General features: G+C 43.3%; 16 protein-coding genes and 2 pseudogenes. 14 read left to right on the forward strand and 4 right to left on the reverse strand.

Going from position 1 to position 24228, the window contains the following annotated elements; all coding sequences use genetic code 11:
• Window positions 1–16 precede the first annotated feature (16 nt).
• From MHI27_RS07860 to MHI27_RS07885, 6 genes are all read left to right on the forward strand, one after another.
• On the forward strand, window positions 17–1354 hold the full coding sequence (locus tag MHI27_RS07860; RefSeq protein WP_076284268.1) for a U32 family peptidase: 1338 nt from the start codon (window positions 17–19) through the stop codon (window positions 1352–1354).
• Between the two features lie 316 nt (window positions 1355–1670).
• Entirely contained in the window at window positions 1671–3848 is a 2178-nt protein-coding gene (locus MHI27_RS07865; protein ID WP_076284267.1) for a methyl-accepting chemotaxis protein, read from the forward strand.
• Window positions 3849–4010: 162 nt separating this feature from the next.
• The gene (locus MHI27_RS07870; protein WP_339269733.1) at window positions 4011–5891 is read left to right on the forward strand and encodes a sensor histidine kinase; all 1881 of its coding nucleotides are present in this window, start codon (window positions 4011–4013) and stop codon (window positions 5889–5891) included.
• A gap of 22 nt (window positions 5892–5913) precedes the next feature.
• Window positions 5914–7221, forward strand: a complete 1308-nt coding sequence (locus tag MHI27_RS07875; RefSeq protein WP_405175984.1) for an ABC transporter substrate-binding protein — start codon at window positions 5914–5916, stop codon at window positions 7219–7221.
• A gap of 45 nt (window positions 7222–7266) precedes the next feature.
• A complete protein-coding gene (locus MHI27_RS07880) occupies window positions 7267–8331 on the forward strand; it encodes a LacI family DNA-binding transcriptional regulator (RefSeq protein WP_339801843.1) in 1065 nt (354 codons plus the stop codon).
• Between the two features lie 58 nt (window positions 8332–8389).
• Complete coding sequence (locus tag MHI27_RS07885) at window positions 8390–8950, forward strand: GNAT family N-acetyltransferase (RefSeq protein ID WP_405175985.1); 561 nt, start codon at window positions 8390–8392, stop codon at window positions 8948–8950.
• A 62-nt stretch (window positions 8951–9012) separates the two neighbouring features.
• Here the strand turns inward: MHI27_RS07885 and MHI27_RS07890 are convergent, their stop codons facing one another.
• The 4 genes from MHI27_RS07890 to MHI27_RS07905 all read right to left on the reverse strand — a co-directional run bounded on the left by MHI27_RS07890 (window position 9013) and on the right by MHI27_RS07905 (window position 13549).
• Complete coding sequence (locus MHI27_RS07890; protein WP_076284263.1) at window positions 9013–9915, reverse strand: manganese catalase family protein; 903 nt, start codon at window positions 9913–9915, stop codon at window positions 9013–9015.
• Window positions 9916–10189: 274 nt separating this feature from the next.
• A complete protein-coding gene (locus MHI27_RS07895) occupies window positions 10190–11362 on the reverse strand; it encodes a glycosidase (protein ID WP_405175986.1) in 1173 nt (390 codons plus the stop codon).
• Complete coding sequence (locus MHI27_RS07900; protein WP_405175987.1) at window positions 11362–12576, reverse strand: AGE family epimerase/isomerase; 1215 nt, start codon at window positions 12574–12576, stop codon at window positions 11362–11364. Before MHI27_RS07900 ends, MHI27_RS07895 begins: the two co-directional genes overlap by 1 nt.
• Window positions 12577–12598: 22 nt before the next feature.
• Window positions 12599–13549 carry a glycoside hydrolase family 113 gene (locus tag MHI27_RS07905; RefSeq protein ID WP_405175988.1) on the reverse strand — a complete coding sequence of 317 codons (951 nt, stop codon included), beginning with the start codon at window positions 13547–13549 and terminating at the stop codon, window positions 12599–12601.
• Between the two features lie 302 nt (window positions 13550–13851).
• Between MHI27_RS07905 and MHI27_RS07910 the strand changes: the two genes are divergently transcribed.
• From MHI27_RS07910 to MHI27_RS07945, 8 genes and pseudogenes are all read left to right on the forward strand, one after another.
• On the forward strand, window positions 13852–14631 hold the full coding sequence (locus tag MHI27_RS07910; protein WP_042186104.1) for a response regulator: 780 nt from the start codon (window positions 13852–13854) through the stop codon (window positions 14629–14631).
• A gap of 318 nt (window positions 14632–14949) precedes the next feature.
• Entirely contained in the window at window positions 14950–16320 is a 1371-nt protein-coding gene (locus MHI27_RS07915; RefSeq protein WP_405175989.1) for an ABC transporter substrate-binding protein, read from the forward strand.
• A gap of 128 nt (window positions 16321–16448) precedes the next feature.
• On the forward strand, window positions 16449–17330 hold the full coding sequence (locus tag MHI27_RS07920; protein WP_042186108.1) for a carbohydrate ABC transporter permease: 882 nt from the start codon (window positions 16449–16451) through the stop codon (window positions 17328–17330).
• 3 nt (window positions 17331–17333) lie between these two features.
• Window positions 17334–18167 carry a carbohydrate ABC transporter permease gene (locus MHI27_RS07925; protein WP_042186110.1) on the forward strand — a complete coding sequence of 278 codons (834 nt, stop codon included), beginning with the start codon at window positions 17334–17336 and terminating at the stop codon, window positions 18165–18167.
• A gap of 76 nt (window positions 18168–18243) precedes the next feature.
• Window positions 18244–19275: a glycoside hydrolase family 130 protein gene (locus MHI27_RS07930; protein ID WP_042186112.1), complete on the forward strand. Its 1032-nt coding sequence runs from the start codon at window positions 18244–18246 to the stop codon at window positions 19273–19275.
• 570 nt (window positions 19276–19845) lie between these two features.
• Window positions 19846–20807: pseudogene (locus tag MHI27_RS07935) on the forward strand (acetylxylan esterase).
• A 48-nt stretch (window positions 20808–20855) separates the two neighbouring features.
• On the forward strand, window positions 20856–22928 hold the full coding sequence (locus MHI27_RS07940) for a methyl-accepting chemotaxis protein (RefSeq protein WP_405175990.1): 2073 nt from the start codon (window positions 20856–20858) through the stop codon (window positions 22926–22928).
• A gap of 280 nt (window positions 22929–23208) precedes the next feature.
• Window positions 23209–23796 (forward strand): annotated as a pseudogene (locus tag MHI27_RS07945) (S-layer homology domain-containing protein); the annotation flags it as partial.
• Between the last annotated feature and the right edge of the window lie 432 nt (window positions 23797–24228).

The raw sequence follows: 24228 nt of genomic DNA on the forward strand, positions 1-24228 counted from the left end.
GGAGGGGAGAACAGGAATGGGAACCATGACAAAGCCGCAATACAAGGGCAAACGTTACCGTCTGGACAAACCGGAGCTCCTAGCTCCGGCCGGTAATTTGGAGAAATTAAAATTCGCAGTACACTATGGTGCGGATGCTGTTTATATCGGAGGGCAGAAATACGGTTTGCGTTCAGGAGCAGACAATTTCAGCTTTGAGGAAATGCGTGAAGGTGTTGAATTCGCCAAGAAATACGGCGCTAAGGTATTTGTTGCAACGAACATTTATGCTCACAATGAAGATGTCGCAGGGATTGAAGAATATCTGCGTAACTTATATGAAGTTGGCATTGCGGCTATTATCGTTGCTGATCCGGTCATTGTAGATACAGCACGCCGTTTAGTACCTGGATTAGAGGTACATTTGAGTACTCAGCAGTCTACACTGAACTGGCAAGCGGTATCCTTCTGGAAAGAAGAGGGTCTGCCACGTGTAGTACTCGGACGTGAGACAAGCCTGGAAGAGATCGCTGAGATTAAGAAGCATGTTGACATTGAAATCGAGAGCTTTATCCATGGTGCGATGTGCTCTTCATACTCCGGTCGATGTGTATTATCCAATCACTTTACAGACCGTGACTCCAATCGTGGAGGCTGCTGTCAGTCATGCCGTTGGAAATATGATTTGTTCGAGGATGCGCGTCCTGAAGGCACTTGGGTGTCAGAAGAAGATCAAGCTGAAGCAGAAGTACAATCTCCGGCACCTTTGCTTCCGGGTGTAACTCAGATTCCACTGCATCAGCAAGGAGATAATCCTTTCTCCATGGGATCTAAGGATTTGTGCATGCTGGAAAGTATCCCTGAACTCATTGAAGTAGGCATTGACAGCTTCAAGATCGAGGGACGAATGAAGTCGATTCACTATGTAGCTACTGTAGTTAACGCTTATCGTAAAGCTATTGATGCTTACATGGCTGATCCGGAAGGGTACGAGTTGAAGCAAGAGTGGCTGGATGAGCTGAATAAAGCGGCGAATCGTCCGCTTAACACAGGGTTCTTCTATGATACTCCGGATCATGAAGATCATATCTATGAGCCTGAAGAAAAAGCCGCTCCTTATGATTTTGCCGGACTTGTACTAGAATACGATGCTGAAAGTGGAATGGCGCTCATTCAGCAACGCAATCACTTCAAGCCAGGGCAGGAAGTTGAATTCTTCGGACCCAATGATACATTCTTTAAGCAGACTGTAGCGGAATTGTGGGATGAAGCAGGCAACCCGCTTGACGCAGCTCGTCATCCTCTGCAACGTGTCCGCATGAAGGTAGATCAGCCGGTAGCATACTTTGATATGATGCGTAAGAGAAAATCTTAATAAGATACAGGGATGTTCTTTCTATAAGAGCATCCCTGTTTTTCTTTTGACAAAGCTAACAATAAGATATATATATTAGTAACTAACAAATAAATCCAAAAGGAGGGTAGAACGAAGGGAGTTTTTTTGTTTCAGAATACATAGGTTAAAAGTTATAAAAAAAGTATAGTAAAGCTAAGAAAAAAGGCCTAATAAACCGATATATAATATGGTTAGCGCTTTCATATGTCCTCTAATATTAGCGGGTAGATGATCATGATGGGGATCCTGATCAAAATAGTATTAGTGAAAAGCATAAAGAGAGAAGGTTAGAGAGATGAAGAAGAACAATAAAAAATCCGTAAATGTACAGAGCAATGAAGTAGGTACAGGAAAGACATCAAAGTTAGATGCTAAGAAAATGATGTTGGGTTGGGGAAGCCAAATCAAGAGAGTTAATCCTATCCAATCCGTCGGTGTGAAGTTATTTCTAATATTCTTATGTTCCACTGTAATCGTAGTTATGTCACTTGGACTTATATCTTATTCGAAGGCAAAAACAACGATAAAGAATAACGTATCCGAAGCCTACCGCCAGACTATTGTTCAGACTGCTGAGAAGCTGGATATTACCTTGAAGCAATATGAGAATACGGTATTGCAGCTCTTTTTTGATGTGCAGTTGCAAACGGATCTTAGATCAATGGCTACTGCACAAACTGCTTACGAGAAATTTGAAGCAACAAGCTCAATAAGTAAGAAATTGTCCAATCAGACTACAACAGATTCTAATATTCTCAGTGTCGCATTGATTCCCGAGTCACTTGAACAGGAAATTGTTACATCTGGCAGTGGTGGCATTTATTTTGATGGATTACGAGAACAAGAATGGTTCAAGAAAATTGTGGCCGATTCTAAAGAATATAATTCTTATTATTCAGACGCTAACAATAACGACTCTAAAAATATTTGGTTTTCAACCTCTCTTCAAGGAGCGGAAGAAAAAGATATTGCTTTGGTAAGATCTCTTAAAAGTCTGGGAGCAGATAAAGGATACATGATTATGCTTGTGTTGAAGAATACACTGCTGGAAGAATCTTTCGCAAGTGTGAAGCTGGGAGACGGCTCCCGTATTCAACTTGTGTCTCCGCAAGGTACAGTAGTGGCTTCTTCTAATCCGCTAGACGATGGAAAGTCATCGGAGTTTTCTTTTATCAAAGAGAGTAAGAAAAATAATAATAGCCTAGAAGCTAAAGATCCAAACGGAAAAGAAATTCTGGCGGTCTTTAATCCGATGATGCGGGCAGATTGGAAGCTCGCAGGTGTAGTTCCTACAGAAGAACTAGTGAAGGAAGCCCGTCCGATTCTGTTGACGACGTTCATTACGGCTGCCGGTGCGGCATTGCTTGCGATATTTATTGGGATTTGGATGGTTCGTATGATTGCTCGCCCTCTGGCACGATTGAAGGATCTTATGGTTCAAGGTGCAAGCGGAGATTTAAGTGTACGTACAGAATATGTGTCTAAGGATGAGATTGGACAACTATCAGCCTCCTTTAACTTGATGATGGAGCGTATTACTGAGCTTGTATCGCAAACTAGAGAAACTGCACGAGATGTGCTAGAGACCGCTGGCGAGCTTGGAGAAGCTTCGCGTAAGACAGCTATTTCCGCGAAGGAAATAGCAGCCGCTACGGAAGAAATTGCTGGAGGAGCAGGCAGTCTGGCACTTGAAGCTGAACGTGGTAATGAGCTTACAGATGTGATAGCTACGCAAATGCAGACCGTGATTAGTGCCAATAGTGAGATGGATGAGGCAGCACGCGGGGTTGGAGAAGCTAGTGCTCAAGGTGCCAAGCAATTAACGGATTTACTGGATCAAACTAGCCGTACTGGGGAAAAGACAGGTGCGCTTGTAGAACGTGTTAACAATTTGAAAGAAACAGTATTCTCAGTGATTAAGGTGCTGGATGTGATGAAGAGTATCACACAGCAGACGAATATTTTATCATTGAATGCGACGATAGAAGCCGCACGTGCAGGCGAAGCTGGCAAGGGCTTTATGGTGGTAGCAGGTGAGGTAAGACAGCTTGCCGACCAATCGAAGCAGTCTATTGCTCTTGTAGCCGGAATCACCGACAAGATCATAACGGAAATGAACGAAACGGAAGCTGTATTATCTGAAGTGGCACCTCTCTTTAAAGAGCAAATAAGCTCAGTGAAGAGCACGAGCGATATCTTTGTATCCGTAAAAGGACAGATGGATGAGTTCATTACTAGTCTGGAATCGGTGACAACAGCGATCAGTAGCTTGAATCATTCACAGGTTGTGTTGTCGGAAGCCATGGGTAACGTAAGTGCTGTAGCTGAGCAATCATCAGCGACTTCCGAAGAAGTGGCTTCACTCAGTAATGAACAACAAAGTGTAAGTGATCAACTCGTTTCATTGTCAGGTAAGCTGGAAAGTGCTTCAGGACAGTTAAAGGACAAACTGTCATTATTCACGATAAAATAAGTGGGTCCCTAACAAATTTTTATGATTTACATAACAAAACCGCTTCTTCGTTATGAGGAAGCGGTTTTGTTATTGTGTAAAGAAGGACTTCCCCGTATAATAATTTTGTTAGGTAAATAATAATAACAAGTTAGGTAAAAAAGGGTTAAGGAGAAGGACCGTATGAAAGGTAAACGCATCTTTGGCTGGTGGTCCGTTATCGGGGACATGAGTATGGAACGCAAGCTGCTCCTCGTCTTTTTAATAATTATTACCCTTCCGCTTACCTTCATTAGTGTGTTTACTTATAAGAGTTATTCAGAATCTATTCAGGGCAACACCATTGCTTATTCTGAGAAGTTAATCGATCAAATGATGGATGGAGTAGATGATTATATCGAAGATATGAAGCGTATTTCATCTATGCCAGCCTATGTGAACGATATTAAACAAAATTTAATTCGTTCGAACCACTATCATGAGCAGAAAGAGATCATGGGTGGCGAATCAGGCAGTGCTACATTGTTACCCGGAGATTTTGATTTACTGTTGTCCATTCAGCGGGGCATAGAAGGCAACATTTCATTTATTAACAATATTAAGCGAGGCGCGAACACGGTTTATATTTTTGACGCGCATGGGAATGGTTATTATTCTGCCAAGGATGGTGGAGTACGGCTCGACCTCGATCAAAGCTATAAGTACTGGAGTCAGCAGACGAAGGATTCCAGCGGAGAGGCCCTTTTGTTTGGTACCCAATCATTTACGAGTAATTTGCAGAGCACTCGATATGCTTTTACCGTTGTTCGCAAAATCGTGGATGGTTTGTTAAATCCGATTGGGCTGATCGCGGTTGAAGCGAATATTAGCAATTTGGAGAATCGGGTTACGGAGCTGGATAAAGTAACGCATGGCAAATCTTTGATCGTTGATGAGATGGGGATGGTCGTGTACGACAGTGACAAAAAACTTCTTGCCACGGATGTATCTGATTCAGAGCTATTCAAAAGGGTCGATGGGAAATCCGGGAGTTTCTATGATACAGTCAACGGAAAAGATTTTCTAAATATTTACTCAAGCTCTAACAAGACCAATTGGAAGGCCATTATTTCGATTCCTGTAGATGTGCTAATGCGGGATGTGAAGGTAACCCGTAATACAACGCTCGCTGCTACATTAAGTATCATTGTACTTGCGTTAATTATCTCCATTATCCTTTCCTTTGCACTCACTAAATCACTATCGCAGATGATTCAACTGATGAAAAAGGTTCAGGGCGGCGATCTAGATGTGATGTTTAGGGTTAGACGGCGTGACGAGATTGGTCTGCTCGGGCATCAGTTTAATCGAATGCTGGCTCGGATCAGGCAGTTGATTCAGGATATCTACCGAATTGAAGAACAGAAGAAGGAAGCGGAGCTTCACGCTCTGCAGAGTCAGATTAATCCTCATTTTATCTATAATACGCTGGAGTCGATCCGAATGACCGCTGAGCTCAATGATGATATTGAAGCTGCGGACATGATCTCAATTTTAGGTAAACTGCTACGGTATAGTACAAGTGATTTGAGCGGCAAAACGACAATGAAGCAAGAGCTTGGATATGTACGCAACTATGTTGAGCTGCTGAACTGTCGCTACCCTAATCGTTTCGTACTCGAGATCGACGTACCGAAGGAGCTAGATAATTACTCTATTATCAAGCTGGTCTTCCAGCCGATCATAGAGAATGCTGCTTATCATGGCTTGGATGATAATAAACCACAAATGCATTTAAGTATCCGTTGTGAGATGACTGAGCAAATGCTGTTCTTTCATATTAAGGACGATGGCTGTGGAATGGATAAGATCACTTTGGAGAGATTGAACGATGGGCTGCAGAAAGAAAGTCCTCCTAAGAAAAGTATCAATGGGGGCATTGGTATGAAAAATATACAGCAGCGAGTGCGCCTTCATTATGGAGCGGCTTTTGGAATTGAGGTATATAGTGAGCTTGGACAAGGGACGGATGTTATTTTGTCGCTACCGTTGCTGGAACCGGAAATGATTAGATTATCTGACTGAAATAAGAGGAGGCTGTCCGTTGATGGGGATGAGATTACACTGGACTACGCGTACCATACTGCTGCTTCTCTTTTTGTTAACGATTAGTGGCTGTGAGAACAACACCAAGCAGACGGAATCTACAGTGCCTCCAGTTGGAAACGAGGTGAAGTCTGACTTATCCGGCACCATAGTCATGATGACCAATCGAATAGATCTGATTGAGAACGGAACCTTTCAAGGGTACGCAGACCAATTTAAGCAAAAGTACCCCGAAGCGAATGTTGAATTTGAAGGTTTATCCAATTACGCAACGGACATTCTGGTAAGACTGTCCACCAAGGACGCCGGAGATGTACTTTTGCTTCCTGTGAATCTTCCATCAAAGGAACTGGATTATTTTTTCGAACCGTTGGATGAAGAAACTTCGGCTAGTGAGCGCTTCACTTCTTTTGCTACTTATGATGGTAAGCGATATGGGCTATCTACGGGAACTACCACGGTAGGGATTGTCTATAATAAAAGGTCCTTCGAAAAAGCAGGAATTACCGCGGTTCCACAGACACTGGATCAATTCTACGAAGCTTGCGCTAAATTAAAAGAGGCTGGAATTATCCCGCTGTATATGAATTATGGAGCCGTCTGGCCACTGCGTGAATGGGGAAATAGTCTGGTCAATTATATGACAGGCAACCCTGAGTATCTAAATAATATGGTAAATGAGGATAGTCCATGGCAGCTTGATAATGAGTGGGGGAAATCCATTTCCATTGCTCGAACCTTAATTGCTAAAGGTTATGTAGAGAATGAACTCTTCTCGAACAATTGGGAGATCTCTAAGACTAGACTCGCTAAAGGTCAAGCTGGCATGTATTTACTTGGAAATTGGGCGGTTGGTCAAGTGCTTGATGTGGGGGCTTCACCAGATGATATCGGATTCTTCCCATTTCCTTATGATAATAGCAGTACTCACTATGCACCGATCAATCCGGACTGGTTCGTGGGTGTTAGCAAATACAGTAAGAATAAAGAGCTTGCTATGGCTTGGTTGAATTTTTTTGTAAAAGAGACTTCGTATTCAGATGATTGGGGATTCCTTCCTGCTGATGGTAGTCTGAACCCTTTTTTGCCGCAGTACCGTGAATTTTTATCTTATGAACCTAAGCTGGTTTATGGCACGGTACAAAGTGATGCGTTCATCGATCTGGCAAATGGAGCTAAGCTGTCCTTTTGGTCCGGAGATTATATTCAAGAGTTACTTGCTGCGCCTGATTTACAAAAGTCTTTTGACGAATTAAATGCAAAATGGACGGAAGCGCGGGTAGCAACACAGGTAACTTCTCAGCCTTAACTTTGGTTTAACATTAATTATATTACAATCTCTGGAGGGTTTAATATGGCTAAAAAGGTCACCATGCAAAAAATAGCTGATCATCTCGGTGTATCCAAATTTGTTGTCTCCAAGTCACTTTCTGGTAAAGCTGGCGTTAATGAGACGACCAGAGAACGAGTGATTCAAGCGGCTTCGCAGTTAGGCTATTTTACGCAAAAAAATGCTTTTGTCCAAGGTGTCAAGCGTACTCCTCCGGTAGGGGGGAGTGATCGGAATAAGCAATCTGTGCTTGTATTAATGCCGAATATCCGCTCGCAAACTCAGGATTCCTTGTATTGGGGAAAAATTGTGGACGGTATTGCCCTTGCGCTGGATCAAGAAGGACTTGGAATGGTGATCATCTCTGAGAATCGTGCGGATAATTTCGTGAATATCTTGAACCCAAGCGGGATTCTTGGTTTGGTAGGTGTGGGCGAAATCTCCACTTCTTTACTACTTGAGGTACATCGCATCGGTCTGCCGATGGTGTTGATTGACCATGAAGATCCATTAATTCCAAGTGATACTGTATTCGCGAACAATGTGGATTCCATGGCTCGACTTACTAATCATTTGATGGGGACAGGCCATACACAAATGCATTTTATCGGGAATATTGGATTTTCACGCAGTTTTCGAGATCGGTGGATTGGCTTTCGGAGTGCGCTGGAGGAGAGTGGGATAAGACTGCCTTTGGAAGATGATGCGAATCTCTTTTTAGAAGGGGTGGAGGAAGATGTATTCCAAGAGGATTTTAAAAATTGGGTCATGAAGCGGAAAAAAGCTAAGACACTCCCAACCGCTTTGGTCTGCGCCAATGACAAAACAGCACTTACGGTCAGTGATATCCTGAAGGCAGAAGGTCTTAATATTCCAGGGGATATCTCGGTCACGGGCTTTGATAATATTGAGGATGCCTCAAGAGGCGTTCCGCCGCTTACTACTGTACATGTCCCTAAAGAAGCGATGGGCCGGGCGGCAGTGGAGAAATTGCTAAGTCGGATTGGGCATCCCTCTGCACCATTGGAGAAGATCCTGATTGCAGCAGACATAGTGCATCGTGATTCTGTGGATATACCGAGAGAATAGAAATCAGCCGATTAAAAATAATTGAAAGCCATGGAATTTTGGTTAGGGGGACTCAGTTATGTCAGAAGCAGTTGCAATACCAAAGATCGAAGGCGAAAATATTCATCTGCGTGGTGTAGGAGAGTCCGATCTGGAGGCCTATTACAAATTTTTACTTGATGATGAGATGGGTCGTCTAACAGGGTCGCAAGGGGAAATCTCTCGCGAGCAAACTTCGGCTTGGATTCGAAAGATTAGTGTTCCAGCTGAGGATCGTGTGGATCTTATGATTATCGTCAAGGAAACGGATGAGCTTATTGGAGAAGTGGTTCTGAACGAAATAGATCCGGACAACCGTAGCGCAAATATTCGATTTGGGATTCGTAGTCATGAACATAGAGGGAAGGGTTACGGTACTGAGGCTATGACTCAAATGCTGCGATATGGCTTTGAAGCCTTGAAGCTGCATCGTATCCATCTGGGTGTATATCCTTTTAATCCAAGAGCCATCCATGTCTATGAGAAGCTTGGTTTCAAGCACGATGGTGTGGAGCGGGATGCTCTTTATGTAGACGGAGAATTTCATAACATGATTCTGATGTCTATGCTGGAGGATGAATATCGGGCTTTGTACAATTAAAAAAAGTGAACCTATGGTGAGGAAGACGCTGCGTAAATTCCTCACCAGATTCACTTTAAATATTATTCGGTAATATTTCCAGCCATTTTGAGGCGTTTGGCAATTTCTTTAAAGTCTTCGGGGGAGATTCCTGGGGCGAACTCCTCTTCGACAGCAGGAGCTACGGGGATCGGGAAGCCTTTAGGTGCTCCCTTAATGACTTCAAGCGGGAGGTTATCCTCTGGGTGGGTTCCCTTCCAAATCTGATCGATGGCGCCGAAGTCACTGTCACTCCAGGTGTACAGCTTTGTATGCACACCTTTCTCCTCGTATTTCTTCGCTTCACTAAACGATTTGTTATTTAACGAAGGAACCGGCACGAGTTTCGTTACATTAACACCTGTTGCGATTTCGATGGCTTTGGCATAAGCGACCACATGGACACCACCGCGCACTAAGAGGAATCCGACTACAGCACGTGCAGCTGGATGGTCTGTCATTTCGTAAACTTTCATTTTATGTGTTCTGGCTCCACATTCGAGGAAGAAATTATGTAGCAGATCTTCCACTAGGTTGCCGCTATTAAATACATTTGCTCCGGTCCATGGATTCCCCGTTGAATCAAAAGGCATAGCACCTTGAGCCCCCGCCAGAAAGTGATAGGATAAACGCGCATCTTTTACGGACCCTAGAGGGGTGGAATCTGGCTCTTTATAACTTGTTGACCCTCGAAGGCATTTGTTGATGGCATGCGAAACTAGCTCCACATGGCCTAGCTCTTCCGCTGTTATACTCATCACCAAATCATAAAAGGGTTTCAGTTTGTCTTTTGAACGGAAATTAAAGGATTGATAGAGATAATTGTTAAGGGTCGACATTTCTCCAAACTTTCCGCCAAGCAGTTCTTGTACAGCGGCAGCAGCATTGGGATCTGGCTTCTCAACTTCAGGAATCTCGATCATAATCTCATCCATACGTTTGAACATTTATATCTCAGCCTCCTTGGAGTTAGGGGATTACTGAGCTATTTTGAGCTTAATCTATAGGAATTAATCATTAAACGGCTAAAAAGTATGGATATTTATCAACAATAAGGGAGTATCCATGAACAGATTTACAAGTCGAAAGAGCATTAGTAAACACTATCAAATACCCATAGTAACGTGCTAGGGGACACAGAATGATCAAAAACGCAGAGCAGCGACCCTCCATTAAGGAGAATCGCTGCTCTGTTGATTTTTAAGGACTCTGAACTCTTATTTACAGCGCTAAATTACGATCGATGAGGGCGATACGTTGCTCTACACAAGCATAAGAGCGGAGTGGATCTTCTGGTGTGTTCAGTACGTAATCTAACATTTGATCAACCGTAGTTGTTGCTACATGGATGCGGGTGTCGGAGGAAGCGTAGTAGATATAGATCTCACCGTTATCGCGTGCAATTACACCGTTACAGAATACAACGTTGGAGACATCACCGACACGTTCTTCACCGTCTGGTGCGATGAAATGACCACCTGGTGAATGTGTGACTTTGTTTGGCTCCTCCAGATCAGATAAAAAGGCATAGAGGACGTATCTAAGCCCAGCGGCAGTGTTTCGCACACCGTGTGCGATATGCAACCAGCCTTTTGGTGTTTTGATTGGAGCTGGACCTTGGCCATTCTTAACTTCCTTGATGGTATGGTAGTGGCGCTCATCCATGATTGTCTCACTTGTAATCACGGCATCCTCAATCGTATCCGAGAGTCCCCAGCCAATACCGCCACCGGAGCCTGCATCAATAAAGCCATCCTGAGGGCGAGTGTAGAAGGCGTATTTTCCATCCACAAATTCAGGGTGGAGCACGACATTGCGCTGTTGAGCAGAACCTGTCTTAAGATCGGCCAGACGTTCCCAGATCTTCAGATCCTTTGTACGGACAATACCACATTGTGCTACTGCGCTGGAAAGGTCACCGTGTGGAGCGTCTGGATCTTTACGTTCTGTACAAAAGAGGCCATAGATCCAGCCATCTTCATGGCTTACTAAGCGCATGTCGTAAACGTTGATGTCCGGAACTTCTGTCTCAGGCAACACGACTGGATGATCCCAGAAGCGGAAGCCATCCACACCATTGTCACTTTCAGCTACAGCAAAAAAAGATTTACGGTCATTACCTTCTACGCGGGCAACAAGATAGAACTTACCGTTAAGTTCTATGGCACCAGGGTTGAAAACGCCGTTGACGCCGATTCTTTCGGCGAAGTAAGGATTAGTGTCAGGATTGAAGTCGTAACGCCAGATTAGAGGAGCGTGCTCAGCGGTAAGCAGTGGATAAGCATAACGGTCATAAATACCGTTTCCATAAGGAAGCTTTTCATTTTTACGGGTGATCAGCGCTTCATAACGTTCTGTTAATTGTTGTTTGCGTTCATGAAATAACGATGACATTATACAGTCTCCTTTAGGGTTGAATTCAGTCGTGCGATCATTTCGAAGCAGGCTCTGCTGTTATGATAAGGGCATTTCCAGGCACTAACCTTGGTTGCGTGAGGGAGAGGCAGATGCTTCTCGTCCACGCCCCAGTACCATTCGCCTAGTTTGTGATCCACCATATATTTATCGATAAAAGTCCAGGAGGCTTGGGCAGCCTCGTTAAATTTGCTGTCACCGGTCAGCTGATAAGCATTATAGAATCCAACAACCGCCTCCGCTTGCGGCCACCAATCTTTATCTTTGCTTAGCAATCCACTCGGATCAGCTTCATTCCATATCCCGCCATCGGTATCTATACCTTCTGCAAGAACAGCTTCTGCCATGGAGATAGCGACGGTTCGAACACGCTGTAGCAGCTTTTCTTCGCCAAGTATTTCTGCGGCTTCCACAAGCAGCCAGCTGCCTTCGATATCATGTCCATAGGAGATAATATCTGACTTTACATTCCATGCCTCATCTAAGAAAAGATGAAAATGCTTGCCTTCGTTATCAATGATATGGTCCAGCATCGTTTCGATTAGCTCAGCCAGCGTACTCGCCAACTCCTCTGACTTCCATACTCGATAAAGTCCGGTATACGCTTCCAACACGTGTAGATGCGTGTTCATTGATTTTTTCTCATTCAAGTCCTTGCTGCTAAGACTGAGGTTATCCGTGATTTGCCATTCCCGAGATAAAGCTTCAACATAACCTTTATAAGTTGAATCATAGCCATATTTCTCAACAAGCTGGAATATTTGAATAGCCTCATCTAACACCTCAGGCCGTCCAGTCGCGTGGTAGAATTCAGCCAATGCGTAGATAGTAAAAGATTGGCCATAGATCTGTTTTTTCTCCTGAGAAGGTTTGCCTTCAGCATTCACCATCCAGTATAATCCGCCATACTCCTTATCAATGAAATGATCCATCAAATAGGCATAGGCACGTTCTGCCATAACCAGATATTCTGTCTTGCCGTAGATCCGGTAAGCGCTGGCAAAGGACCAAAGAATACGGGCATTAAGCACAAGGCTTTTCTCCGCGTCAGGTGCAATGTTCAGCTGATTGTCGATTTCACCAACAAAACCGCCATTGATTTCGTCCTTCGTCTGTTTCATCCAAAAACTAAGAATATTACCCTGTAGCTCATCCTCAAGCTGGGTCAACCATAATTCTGGTGAAATAATCATTGGTAAGTAGTCACTCCTCACATTACTTATTGATTTTCGAGGTGAAGTATTCGTTGATGATCCCAGCGGCTTGTTTGCCATACATACAATAATCATCATTGTGTTCTGCTTCATGAATTGGATAAAGATGAGTAGGCCAATCCCAAAGCATAAAGCCCTGAACCCAATCTCTGCGCTCACAGCTTTGAAACATTGCCTGATAGAAGTTGCTTTGTTCTGCTTGACTTGGTTCACCCTTCAAGGTCCAATCATTAGGAATCGCCGCACTCCCGCTTCGGCTTGGGCAACCCGCTTCCATGAAAAAGAACGGCTTATTCTGTGATCTCACCACATGCTCAATCCGGTCGAGCTGAGCTTCCCAATCGTTAGCTGGATAATATCCACTTGAAGAAATTACATCGAGCGCATCCCACCAGGTCACGTTATCCTCCTGATACTTATCGCAATTATAAGTAAGAATTCCTGAGTAAACCTTCCGAACCTCGGAAATAAGCGAACGCCATTCGGTTTCTCGTCTATCCGTTTGTACAAGCTCGCAGCCGATACAGAACATCTCACAGCCTGTTTCTTCAGCAATAGCAGCATAATGCAGAATAAATTTAGTATAAGAGCTGAACCACTCAGACCATTTAGGCTCGCAAGGAACATCCTTATCGAAAAAGTTAATGTGAGCACGCCAAGTTCCGTCCGCGCAATTAACGATCGGCTTCAGGCATACCTTTAGCTGCAGTGACTTCGCTTTACTGATGGACTGTTTCACTTCTTCGTCGGTAACGGTTGGCGCCTCCCAGTAGGGAATTTCCGTAGAATGAGCGGTAGCTTGAAGCGCACTAAAGGCAATGGCCGTCCAGTTCGCTCCAGTGACTGAAGACATGAGTTCCATCGAACGTTCCGCTTCTTCCGTTTTCCATGAAACACGTGTACCCGAGAAGCCCCAGGTTATACCTGCAATGTATTCGTTGTTAAATACCATCGAGAATCCCCACCTTACATTGAAAATAGAAAAGAGAATAATTAGTAAATTAATTTTGTTATATAGTTATTATTAATTTGTTAGTTTATAATAACAACTTAATTTAGTTATATACTTTTTCGAAGATGATTTCAAGGACAATTTATAGTTGCAGCTGGGAAATTAGAATAACTTTCGTTATAGTAAATACAAGACTATAAAAGAGTGTAATCGTACATTGACGTAATACATAGGAAGAATTCTATTCGTGATGATGGAGCAATCATAATAACTGGCAGATACAACTGGAGGGAAGTTCTCAAATGATAAATGTTATGATTGCGGACGACGAGGAGGTCATTCGCAGGGGGCTCGAAAAAATCACATCCAGGATGGAGCTTGATGTACATGTAATTGGATCCTACGGTAACGGTGTGGAAGCCTGGGAGCATTTTGAAAAGTTATCCCGAGATGACATTGATCTGCTTATTACAGATATCAAAATGCCTAGAATGGATGGCTTTATGTTGATTGAACAGGTTAGAGGACATATGGAGGATATACCTATTGCCGTTCTTAGCGGTTTTAGTGAATTTGAATATGCCCGCCGAGCAATCCGCCATGGGGTGATGGATTATTTACTAAAACCTATTGATAAGACTCAGCTATATGAATTGCTCAAGAGAGTAGAGGATACAAAGAAAAAGAACGTCACAGAGCAGGAGGAGATGTTCTCTCAAGCGGCAGATGGTGGAGAGCATTACGTAGTTGAACAGACTAAAAGCATACTGGAGAGGGAGTATGATCAGAACTTCGAACTTGAGCGTTTGGCGGAGACCGTCGGTATGAATGCGAGCTACCTCAGCCGGTTGTTTAAAATAAAGACGGGGCAAACCATCACCGATTATCTAATTCGGATTCGTATTACTAAGGCGAAAGAATTGCTGATCGAGCATCCCGACTTAAAAAATTATGAAATTGCCGATAAGGTTGGCTATAGTGATCCGGTTTATTTTAATAAATTGTTCAAGAAAATGTGTGGTATGACACCTAAGGATTACAAAAGTGGCTGTAAATTACCGAAAATGGAACGTGAGTTTTAGTCCTATATAGGAAGCTATTATTTAGGAGAGCGATAAGCTCTCTTTTTTTTGGCTATTTTCAATAAATTAGATAATAAAAACACCATAATAAAAACAAAAATAACAAATACAAGACCAGAAAAAGCAATTCAAACCATCGTTTTGCGTTAAAAATAGATCTATAATGAGTTTGTAAGCGATATCATCACTTTTTTTTAAGAGTATTTCAGTGAGTTTGATAATAGTGATTACTCTATTAAATTGATAGTGATGATAAAAGTTATTATTTTTGTTATTAAACCAAATTAGAGTCGAATTGAAGAGAGGGGTCGTAAAAGCATGAAAAAAGGCAAAACAATGATGGGCTTGATGGCACTGACACTTATGGTAGGATTGTTTAGCGGTTGTTCCTCAAACAACAACACCAACAATGAAGGCGCTAAAAACACAGGAAGCAATGGATCCTCAACAGAGGCGACGGCAGCTCCGGCTGATGATGCAGCAGCCAAGGATATTAAAGGGGATATCACGGTTATTACGCAAAGAACGGATATTGTTGATACCGTATTCAAAGAGTATGCGGCTAAGTTCAATGAGAAATATCCTGATGTAAAAGTAAACTTTGAAGCGCTTGCTACTTACGAAGATCAAATTAAAATTCGCATGAGCACTAGTGACTATGGCGACGTTCTGTTGTTACCTACAAGCATAGCTATTAAAGATATTCCCGATTTCTTCGAACCACTGGGTACACTCGAAGATATGCAAAAACAATATACAGGTGTGGAAGAACGAGCAGTAGATGGAATGGCTTACGGAATTCCAATGACCATCAACTTTAACGGTATTATTTACAACAAACAAGTCTTTAAAGATGCCGGGATTACAGAGGTTCCAAGAACGCCTGAACAATTCTTAACTGCTCTGCAATCTGTTAAAGATAAAACGAAAGCTGTGCCTCTGTACACAAACTACGCAGCTGGCTGGACATTGACCCAATGGGAAGCGGATCTGGCTACAGTAGCTGGTAACCGTGATTATGTGAACATTGGTCAAGTGGCTAGCGACGATAACTATGTTCCAGGTCAACCTCACTATGAGCTGTACAAAATCCTGTACGATGCAGCACAAAAAGGTTTGATTGAAGAAGATCCGACGACTACAGACTGGGAATCTTCCAAAGCGGATCTGGCTAACGGAAAAATCGGCACGATGGTTCTTGGATCTTGGGCAATCGGTCAAATCAAAGGCTTAGCAACGAATCCAGATGATGTTGGCTTTATGCCATTCCCTACGAATGCAGATAAAATCCTTGTACCACTTGCTGGTGACTACAATCTGGGTGTCAGCGTTCATAGTAAAAACAAAGAAGCTGCTAGAGCTTGGGTGGATTGGTTCATCAACGAATCTGGCTACCCAACGACTGAAGGTGGCGGTATGAGCCCGGCTATCGGTGCAGAGCTTCCAGAAATTCTGAAACAATATGAAGGCACTGAAGTAACCTTTGATACACTTGCAGCTGCTAAAGCCGGCGAAGAAGGCTGGTCTGATGAAATCGACAAACAAGCCGAAATCGGTGCTTGGCAACCAGACTTCAAGAAACGGATTATTGAAGCCGCAATTGGCAACAGAAAAGAATCCTATGATGACATCATGAAGGACCTCAACGACAAGTGGAAAGCCGCTCGCGCTAAAGTCACAGCACAGTAACAACTATAAGCTTTCTTAAATGCTATAGGCGGTAGTGGATGTGGGAGGGGATATGCTAACGGGCATTTCCCCCTTCACATTTAAACGAGTCATAAATAAATGAGGATGCTTTTCTGGAGGTGTATCGGGTGTTCAAGTTTTCGAATTTGAGTTACAAAAATCAACGGATTGCCATCATATGCTTGTTCTCTTTAGTGCCGATCGTATTACTACTCACATTTGCTTATTATCCAGTAATCAGTATGTTTCGGTACAGCTTCACCAGCTGGAATGGCCTAAGTAAAAATATGGAGTACGTTGGGTTAGAAAACTACAAAACCATTTTTACGAAACCGGAGTATTTTTCCGTATTTAAGGTCAGCTTGTATTATTTCTTCACTACCTTTATTCAGATGGCACTTGCTTTGTATTTTGCAACCATACTGAGCTTTAGTGTTCGCATGAAAAATTTATTCAAAGGGATTTTGTTCTTCCCAACCTTGCTAAACGGTGTAGCGATCGGCTTTATCTTTCTGTTCTTTTTCAAACCAGATGGCACGCTAGATACGATTCTTAACCTGCTCGGACTCAGCGGTTTACAGCAGAAGTGGCTGCTCAATCCGAATTTGATTAACTTCTCGCTCGCAGGTGCGTCACTGTGGAGATACATGGGGATGAACTTCCTGATCTTCCTTGGGGCTATTTCCTCGATCGGTTCGGATATTTATGAAGCTGCTGAGATTGATGGTGCAAACAGATGGCATCAGTTTATGCATATTATTTTGCCAAGTATTAAACGTATTCTGCAATTGAACCTGATTCTTGCGGTCAGTGGCGCCATTGGTGTGTTTGAAATTCCATACGTCATGACAGGCGGATCTAACGGAAGTAGCACATTTGTTATTCAGACGGTCGATGTAGCGTTCAAATATAGCAAAGTTGGATTAGCGTCAGCGATGGCCGTAGTTTTGCTGGGTATCGTTATAGTAGTTACTATTTTGCAGCGCGTTCTGATCAAGGAGGAGAAATAAACTATGCATTCTGTAAAATATACCACTGCTAGTATATTCAAATATCTCACCTTGATTTTGGGAGCACTTGCAGCATTGATACCTATCGTAGTTGTATTTTTTGCCTCATTAAAAACAGGGCCGGAATACGCTTCAACCGGACCGTTAACGCTGCCAGAGAATTGGCTGAATTTCTCCAACTACACTAAGGCTTTTGTTGATGGCAAAATGCTTCTAGGATTTAAAAACACTGTCATTATCGTTGTGATCTCTATCCTGGGTGCAACGCTGACGGGTTCGATGATGGCTTATATTTTATCCCGCTTCAAATTTAAAGGCAGTAAAGTTCTTATCAGTATGTTTCTGATTGCTACCTTGATTCCGGGTGTTACAACGCAAGTGGCAACCTTCCAGATCATCAATCACTTGGGCTTGTTTAATACCAGATGGGCACCCATCGTGATGTACCTCGGTACGGATATTATCGCTGTATATATTTTCATGCAGTTCCTGGATTCGATTTCCGAGTCACTGGATGAATCCGCGATGCTGGACGGGGCTTCGTATTGGACGATTTATTGGAGAATTATTTTGCCACTGCTGAAACCGGCAATTGTAACAGTAATTATTGTGAAGGGCGTAAATATTTATAACGATTTTTACACTCCTTTCCTATATATGCCGAAAACAGATCTCCAAACGATCTCCACAGCACTCTTTAAGTTTAAAGGTCCATACGGATCGCAGTGGGAAGTAATATGTGCGGCGATTATGATCGCGATTATTCCGACATTGGTTGTGTTTACCGCGTTGCAAAAGTATATCTACAATGGATTTTCACAAGGTTCCGTTAAGTAAGCTTAGTAGTAGATTTCATAGCAGTACTAGATAAAATAGCAAACTGAAAAGTTGCATACATTTGGAGGGAATACTAATGAGTGAAGTGAAATTGGTTGGAGCAAGTGCGATTAACATCCCGAACATGCCTTGGCAGGATAAGCCTGCTGGCTATGAGAACCCGATTTGGAGACATAATGATAACCCGGTTATCAAAAGAAATCCTGCAAAAGGAGTAGCCCGTATTTTTAATAGTGCGGTAACTGCGTTTGAAGGTAGTTTTATCGGAGTATTTCGTGTAGAAGATAACACAACGCGTCCGCATTTGCGCATGGGACATAGTGTTGACGGTCTAGATTGGAAAATCGATGATGAGCCGATCCGATTTATAGATGAAGAAGGTAACTCTTATCAGCCGCGTTATGCATACGATCCACGTCTGGTTAAGGTCGAAGATACATTTTATATTATCTGGTGTACAGATTTTTACGGCGCAGCTATCGGTGTTGCTAAAACGCAAGATTTCAAAACATTTATCAACTTGGAAAATCCATTCCTGCCCTTCAACCGGAACGGTGTATTGTTCCCTAGAAAAATCAATAATAACTTCGTGATGTTGTCCCGTCCAAGTGACAGCGGACATACACCATTCGGTGATGTATTCCTTAGTGAAAGCCCTGACTTTGTATTTTGGGGTAAACACCGCCATGTCATGAGTAAAGGTGGCCAAGGCTGGTGGCAAAGTGTCAAGATTGGCGGCGGACCTGCACCGATTGAAACTACAGAAGGCTGGTTGATGTTCTACCATGGCGTTACTGGTACCTGCAACGGTCTTGTATATAGCATGGGTGCAGTTATTTTGGATATTAACGAGCCTTCGAAAGTAAAATATCGCTCGAAAAATTTTGTGCTAACTCCTGAAGAATGGTATGAGGAAAGAGGTTTTGTGAATAACGTTTTGTTCCCATGTGCCACTCTTCATGATGCAGAGACGGGCCGTATCGCCATCTATTATGGCGCTGCTGATACTTATGTAGGCGTTGCATATACAACTGTTGATGAAATCGTCAACTATGTCATCGACACCCATGAAGAGGTTGGCGATGATGCGGGTTTAGGTAAAATTTAATAGGGTGAACAACCTTTGAGGAACAAGCTTTAGGTAGAGTGAAGTTGGGCAGATATTTGGTGGCTGAGCAGCGTTCGAAAAAAGTGTGCGGCGTGTAGTGTGCTGTATTTTGTGTGCTGGGTTCTGCACGTTGCGCGCTTTGTATTATGTGTTATGTGGCTTGAGCTTTTCATTGCATTCTCTGCAATAGAAACTCTCGATTTCGTCTGAAAAATAGAATCTATTGCACTCTCTGCAATGGATTTCCGCAAAAATCACTTTTATGCTCGGTTTCGCTCGAACTGATTGCACAAAGTGCAATAGAACAAAGACGGGCGCTCATATGGAGAGATTCTATTGCACAAATTGCAGTCAAAGAGCAACGAGTGAGTACTATGAGCTCATTCATGAGACGCCAGTATGTCTAGGCTAAAGCCGCTAGTTGCACAAAGTGCACTTAAACTAACCAGTTTGGTGGTGTTTAGTGTAAATAGCGAGCTCTTGTTATTAGTAGAAACTAACGGAAAACCCACATAGCGGGTTTTCCGTTTCCATTGTTTTTAGTGAAAAAACCTTAAGGAGGACCTTAATATGGGAAACGACATGACATTGTCACAATTAAAAAAATATAACGGAAGCAGCCCAAAACCAGTCGACTTTGACGCATTTTGGGAGCGGGCTTTGCATGATCTGGACGCCCAGTCACTAGATTATGAACTAGAGCCTGCGGAGTTCGTCAGCGAGCTGGCGGAATGTTTTCATCTGTATTTTACCGGCGTTGGCGGAGCAAGAATCCATTGTAAATATGTAAGACCGAAGAAAAGGGGTTCAGAAAAAGGTTCTGGTGTCGTGATGTTTCATGGATATTCCTGTGACAGCGGGGATTGATGGAGAAGGTGACTTATGCGGCCCATGGAATTAGTGTCCTTGCGATGGATTGCCGGGGACAAGGCGGACTTTCCGAGGATAATCTTACAGTAAAAGGCACAACCATTCGTGGACATATTATTCGCGGCATTGACGATCCAAATCCGGACAACCTTTACTATCGTAATGTGTTTCTGGATACAGCACAGACTGCTCGAATATTGATGTCTATGGAAGAAGTTGATCCAGCACGAGTAGGTGCTTTTGGTTTATCTCAAGGCGGAGCACTTACTGTAGCTTGTGCAGCATTAGAGCCGCGTGTGAGTATGGCCGTTCCTGTGTATCCGTTTCTTTCAGATTATAGACGGGCTTGGGAGCTTGATATCACTACGTCAGCTTATGAGGAAATTAACTATTATTTCCGCTTTTTTGATCCCCATCATTTACGTGAGGACGAGATTTTTAATAGACTGGGTTACATCGATATTCAGAATCTCGCGGAGCGAATTCAAGCCAAAATGTTGTGGGTTACAGGGTTATCCGATGTGATTTGTCCACCTTCAACGCAGTTTGCCGCATACAACAAAGTACTAGCGCCCAAAGAGCTTATGGTTTATTATGAGTACGGTCATGAGTATTTGCCATATCTTTCCGATCGGGTGTTACAAATGTTCATGACCTTGTAAACGATAAGCCAGTAGGCATAACAGACGACAACGGTGGTGAATGATTAGATGAAAGTACAAGTGAAAAAAGAAAAAAGACGATTCCAGCTGCATCCATCCAAATCCATTGGGGTGCGGCTTTTTCTCATCTTCTTTGTTTCGACGATGGTGCTCGTGCTCTCTCTCGGCTACACTTCCTATTCCGTAGCTGAGCATACGATCGAGACGAATGCGCTGTCAGCCAATCAACAGACAGTCGTTCAAACTGCTGAGAAGTTTGATGTGGAATTGTTACGTTATGAGGATGGTCTAGGAAGAATCTTGTACGACAATGAAATTCAAAATGCACTCAAACAAGGGAATAATCCCACTACAAGTAATGAGGAACGTAAGGTACTATCTAACCAGATTAGTGCGCAGCTAAATGATTGGCTCACGGCATCAAACGGTGTGGAGGCCGTATACCTTATTCCGATGAATGAAGGTTTTCCAATTTCTTTGGCGGGTACAAAAGATAGCGCTTTTATTGAGAGTTTCAGAGAATCCTCATGGTTTAAGCAGCTAGAGGAGAAGCCACAGAGTGTATGGATTCCACGTGAATTACAGGGCCAGGAAGGAAATACGTCAGGTGTTTTCCATTTGGCCAAATCGATTGCCGGTGATTCTAAAAGCTCAGGATACATAGTCATTAACGATATTAGAATTAGCGAATTAGAAAATCAGCTTCGTAAAGTGGATCTTGGAACAAGCTCCTACATGCAATTGCTAACGAATAAGGATGAATTGATTGCCTCCTCCCAGCAAGTGGGGACGGATACATATTTGAATCTGGGAGGGACGCTTCTGGGTGGTCTGCAGAATACAGCAGGCTCATTGCCAACAAAGGATGAGAAGGGGAAATCTATATTAGCTGTATACGGAACACTAGAAACCTCGGGATGGAGGTTACTTGGTGTTGTACCGGCTGAGAACTTGACGAAAGACGCGCTGCGTATTCTCAAGACTACTTATATTATTGTTGCTGTAGCTGCTGTTATCGCCATTTTAATAGGGTATTGGATGTTCAGAATGGTATCTCGACCGCTGACCAGACTTAAGAATTTGATGTCAGAGGGAGCCGAAGGGAATCTAGGGGTGCGTACGAATATCACCTCACGTGATGAGATCGGTCAGTTATCCAGTTCTTTTAACATGATGATGGAACGAATAACAGAGCTGGTTATCCATACGAATGAAACCGCTCGGAAGGTACTGGAAACCGCCGATGAGCTTAGCGGTGTTTCGCGCAAGACAGCTGATGCAGCTATGGATATTGCCGCGGCCACGGAAGAAATTGCGGGTGGTGCTGGCAGTTTAGCCTTGGAAGCTGATCGTGGCAATGAGTTGACGGGGCAAATTTCGGTACAGATGGATTTAGTCAATTCAGCTACTCACGAGATGGATCACACCGCACATAGCATCGGCGAACTCAGTGAGGAAGGCTTCAACAGGTTGAAAGAATTACTTAATGAGACGAATAGGACAGGCCTGAAGACGAATCAGCTTGTGATGAAGGTTAACGAGCTGACAGAAACGGCATCTTCCGTTATGAAGGTTCTTAATGTGATGCAAAATATTACTCAGCAGACGAATATCTTGTCTCTGAATGCCACCATTGAAGCAGCAAGAGCAGGCGAGGCCGGGCGAGGATTCATGGTGGTAGCCGATGAAATACGCCAGCTTGCAGATCAATCGAAAGAGTCTATTGCTGTTGTGGCAGAAATAACAGATACCGTTATGAGAGATATGAACGAGACGGTTGTGGTCCTTTCAGAAGTTGCACCTCTCTTTAATCAGCAAATGACTTCCGTGCAGAGTACTAGCGATATCTTCGTATCTGTGCAGGATCAGATGCAGCATTTTATCGCTCGTCTGAATGCTGTAACTGTGTCGATGGACAGCCTGAGTCAATCGCAAAAGGTTCTATCCGATTCGATGAGCAACGTAAGCTCAATAGCTGAGGAATCATCAGCTGCCTCTCAAGAAGTTGCCTCACTTAGTGGAGAGCAACAAAGTGTAAGTGATCATTTGGTAGAGCTTTCTTTGAAGCTGGAGGATGCATCCTTGCAGTTAAAGGAGAAATTATCGAAGTTCAGCGTGTAGGGTAGCCGTAACAGAATACTAAATTTAAGAACCGCTTATTCCTTTTGGAGAAGCGGTTCTTTGTTTTGAGCGGCATGTAGCGAGTATAAAATAATCCAGATGCATCTGAAGATAGTCTAGATAAGCCATCCCAAACCTCAAGCTATAATATGTCTATCAAATAGGGGGTGAACTGAAGAGATCTTTTTGTTAGACGGTATTGTTAGCGTTTACATATTTTACTGAGGAGGATGGCATGTTGACAAAATATAAAAACAGTTCAAGCCTAAAAGTTAAGAAAATGCCCATAGCTAGAAAGCTGGCCAGTAGCTTAGCAGTCGCTGCGTTGTTATTCTCATCTGTGAATCCAGGGGCGTTTGCCGCTGAAATTACAAATGTTCAAACGGTTGCGAGTTTTAAGGACATAAACGGGCATTGGGCGCAATCACCAATAGGAAAATGGGCGTCAAGCGGAATTATAAATGGATATACGGATGGAAGCTTCCTACCAAACGGAAAAGTAACTAGAGCAGAATTTGTGGCAGTGCTCAACCGATTATTCGGTTTTTCACAGCAAACAAGCAATAGCTTTAACGATGTACCAAGCGGGAAATGGTATGCAGCTGATGTGCTGATCGCACGTCAAGCAGGTTACTTTGAAGGTTTTGCAGGTAATCTTGCGAAACCAGATAACTACTTAACGAGACAGGACGCTGCAACCATGCTGGCTCGTGTGTTCGAATTGAATCAGGCAGGGACGGCTTCCCTATCCTTCACGGACGCTGCTTCTATAAGTGCTTATGCTGCCTCAGCGGTTGGCATCCTTACTCAAAAAGGGGCTATCAACGGGTATACGGATGGTACATTCAAACCAACGGGGTCCATAACACGTGCTGAGGTCATTAAGATTATTGATGGTATGGCAAAAGGATATTACAATGCTGCAGGTACTTATGATGCCACGGCGATCGCGGGTTCTGCGCTAATTACTGCTTCAGGAGCAATCCTATCTGGTAGCAAAGTGAGTGGAGATTTATATTTAACCGCAGGTATCGGTAACGGAGAGGCTACACTTGATCAAGTAACCGTATCTGGAACCACGTTTGTAAGCGGCGGAGGAATAGACAGTATTCACTTGAAGAGTAGCACTTTGTCGGGTGTAACCATTAATAAGCAAGGCGGAAAGGTTCGAGTTGTAGCCGAAGGGTCCACTACAATCCAATCTATGGAAATTTTAGTTCCTACCGTTATTGTAATCAATGATGGGGCGAAGGTGGGAACGATCACTATCCGACCAGGAGCAGAGGGAACAACCATAACT

This window comes from Paenibacillus sp. FSL H8-0261, from assembly GCF_045040645.1.
Lineage (GTDB): Bacteria > Bacillota > Bacilli > Paenibacillales > Paenibacillaceae > Paenibacillus_AQ.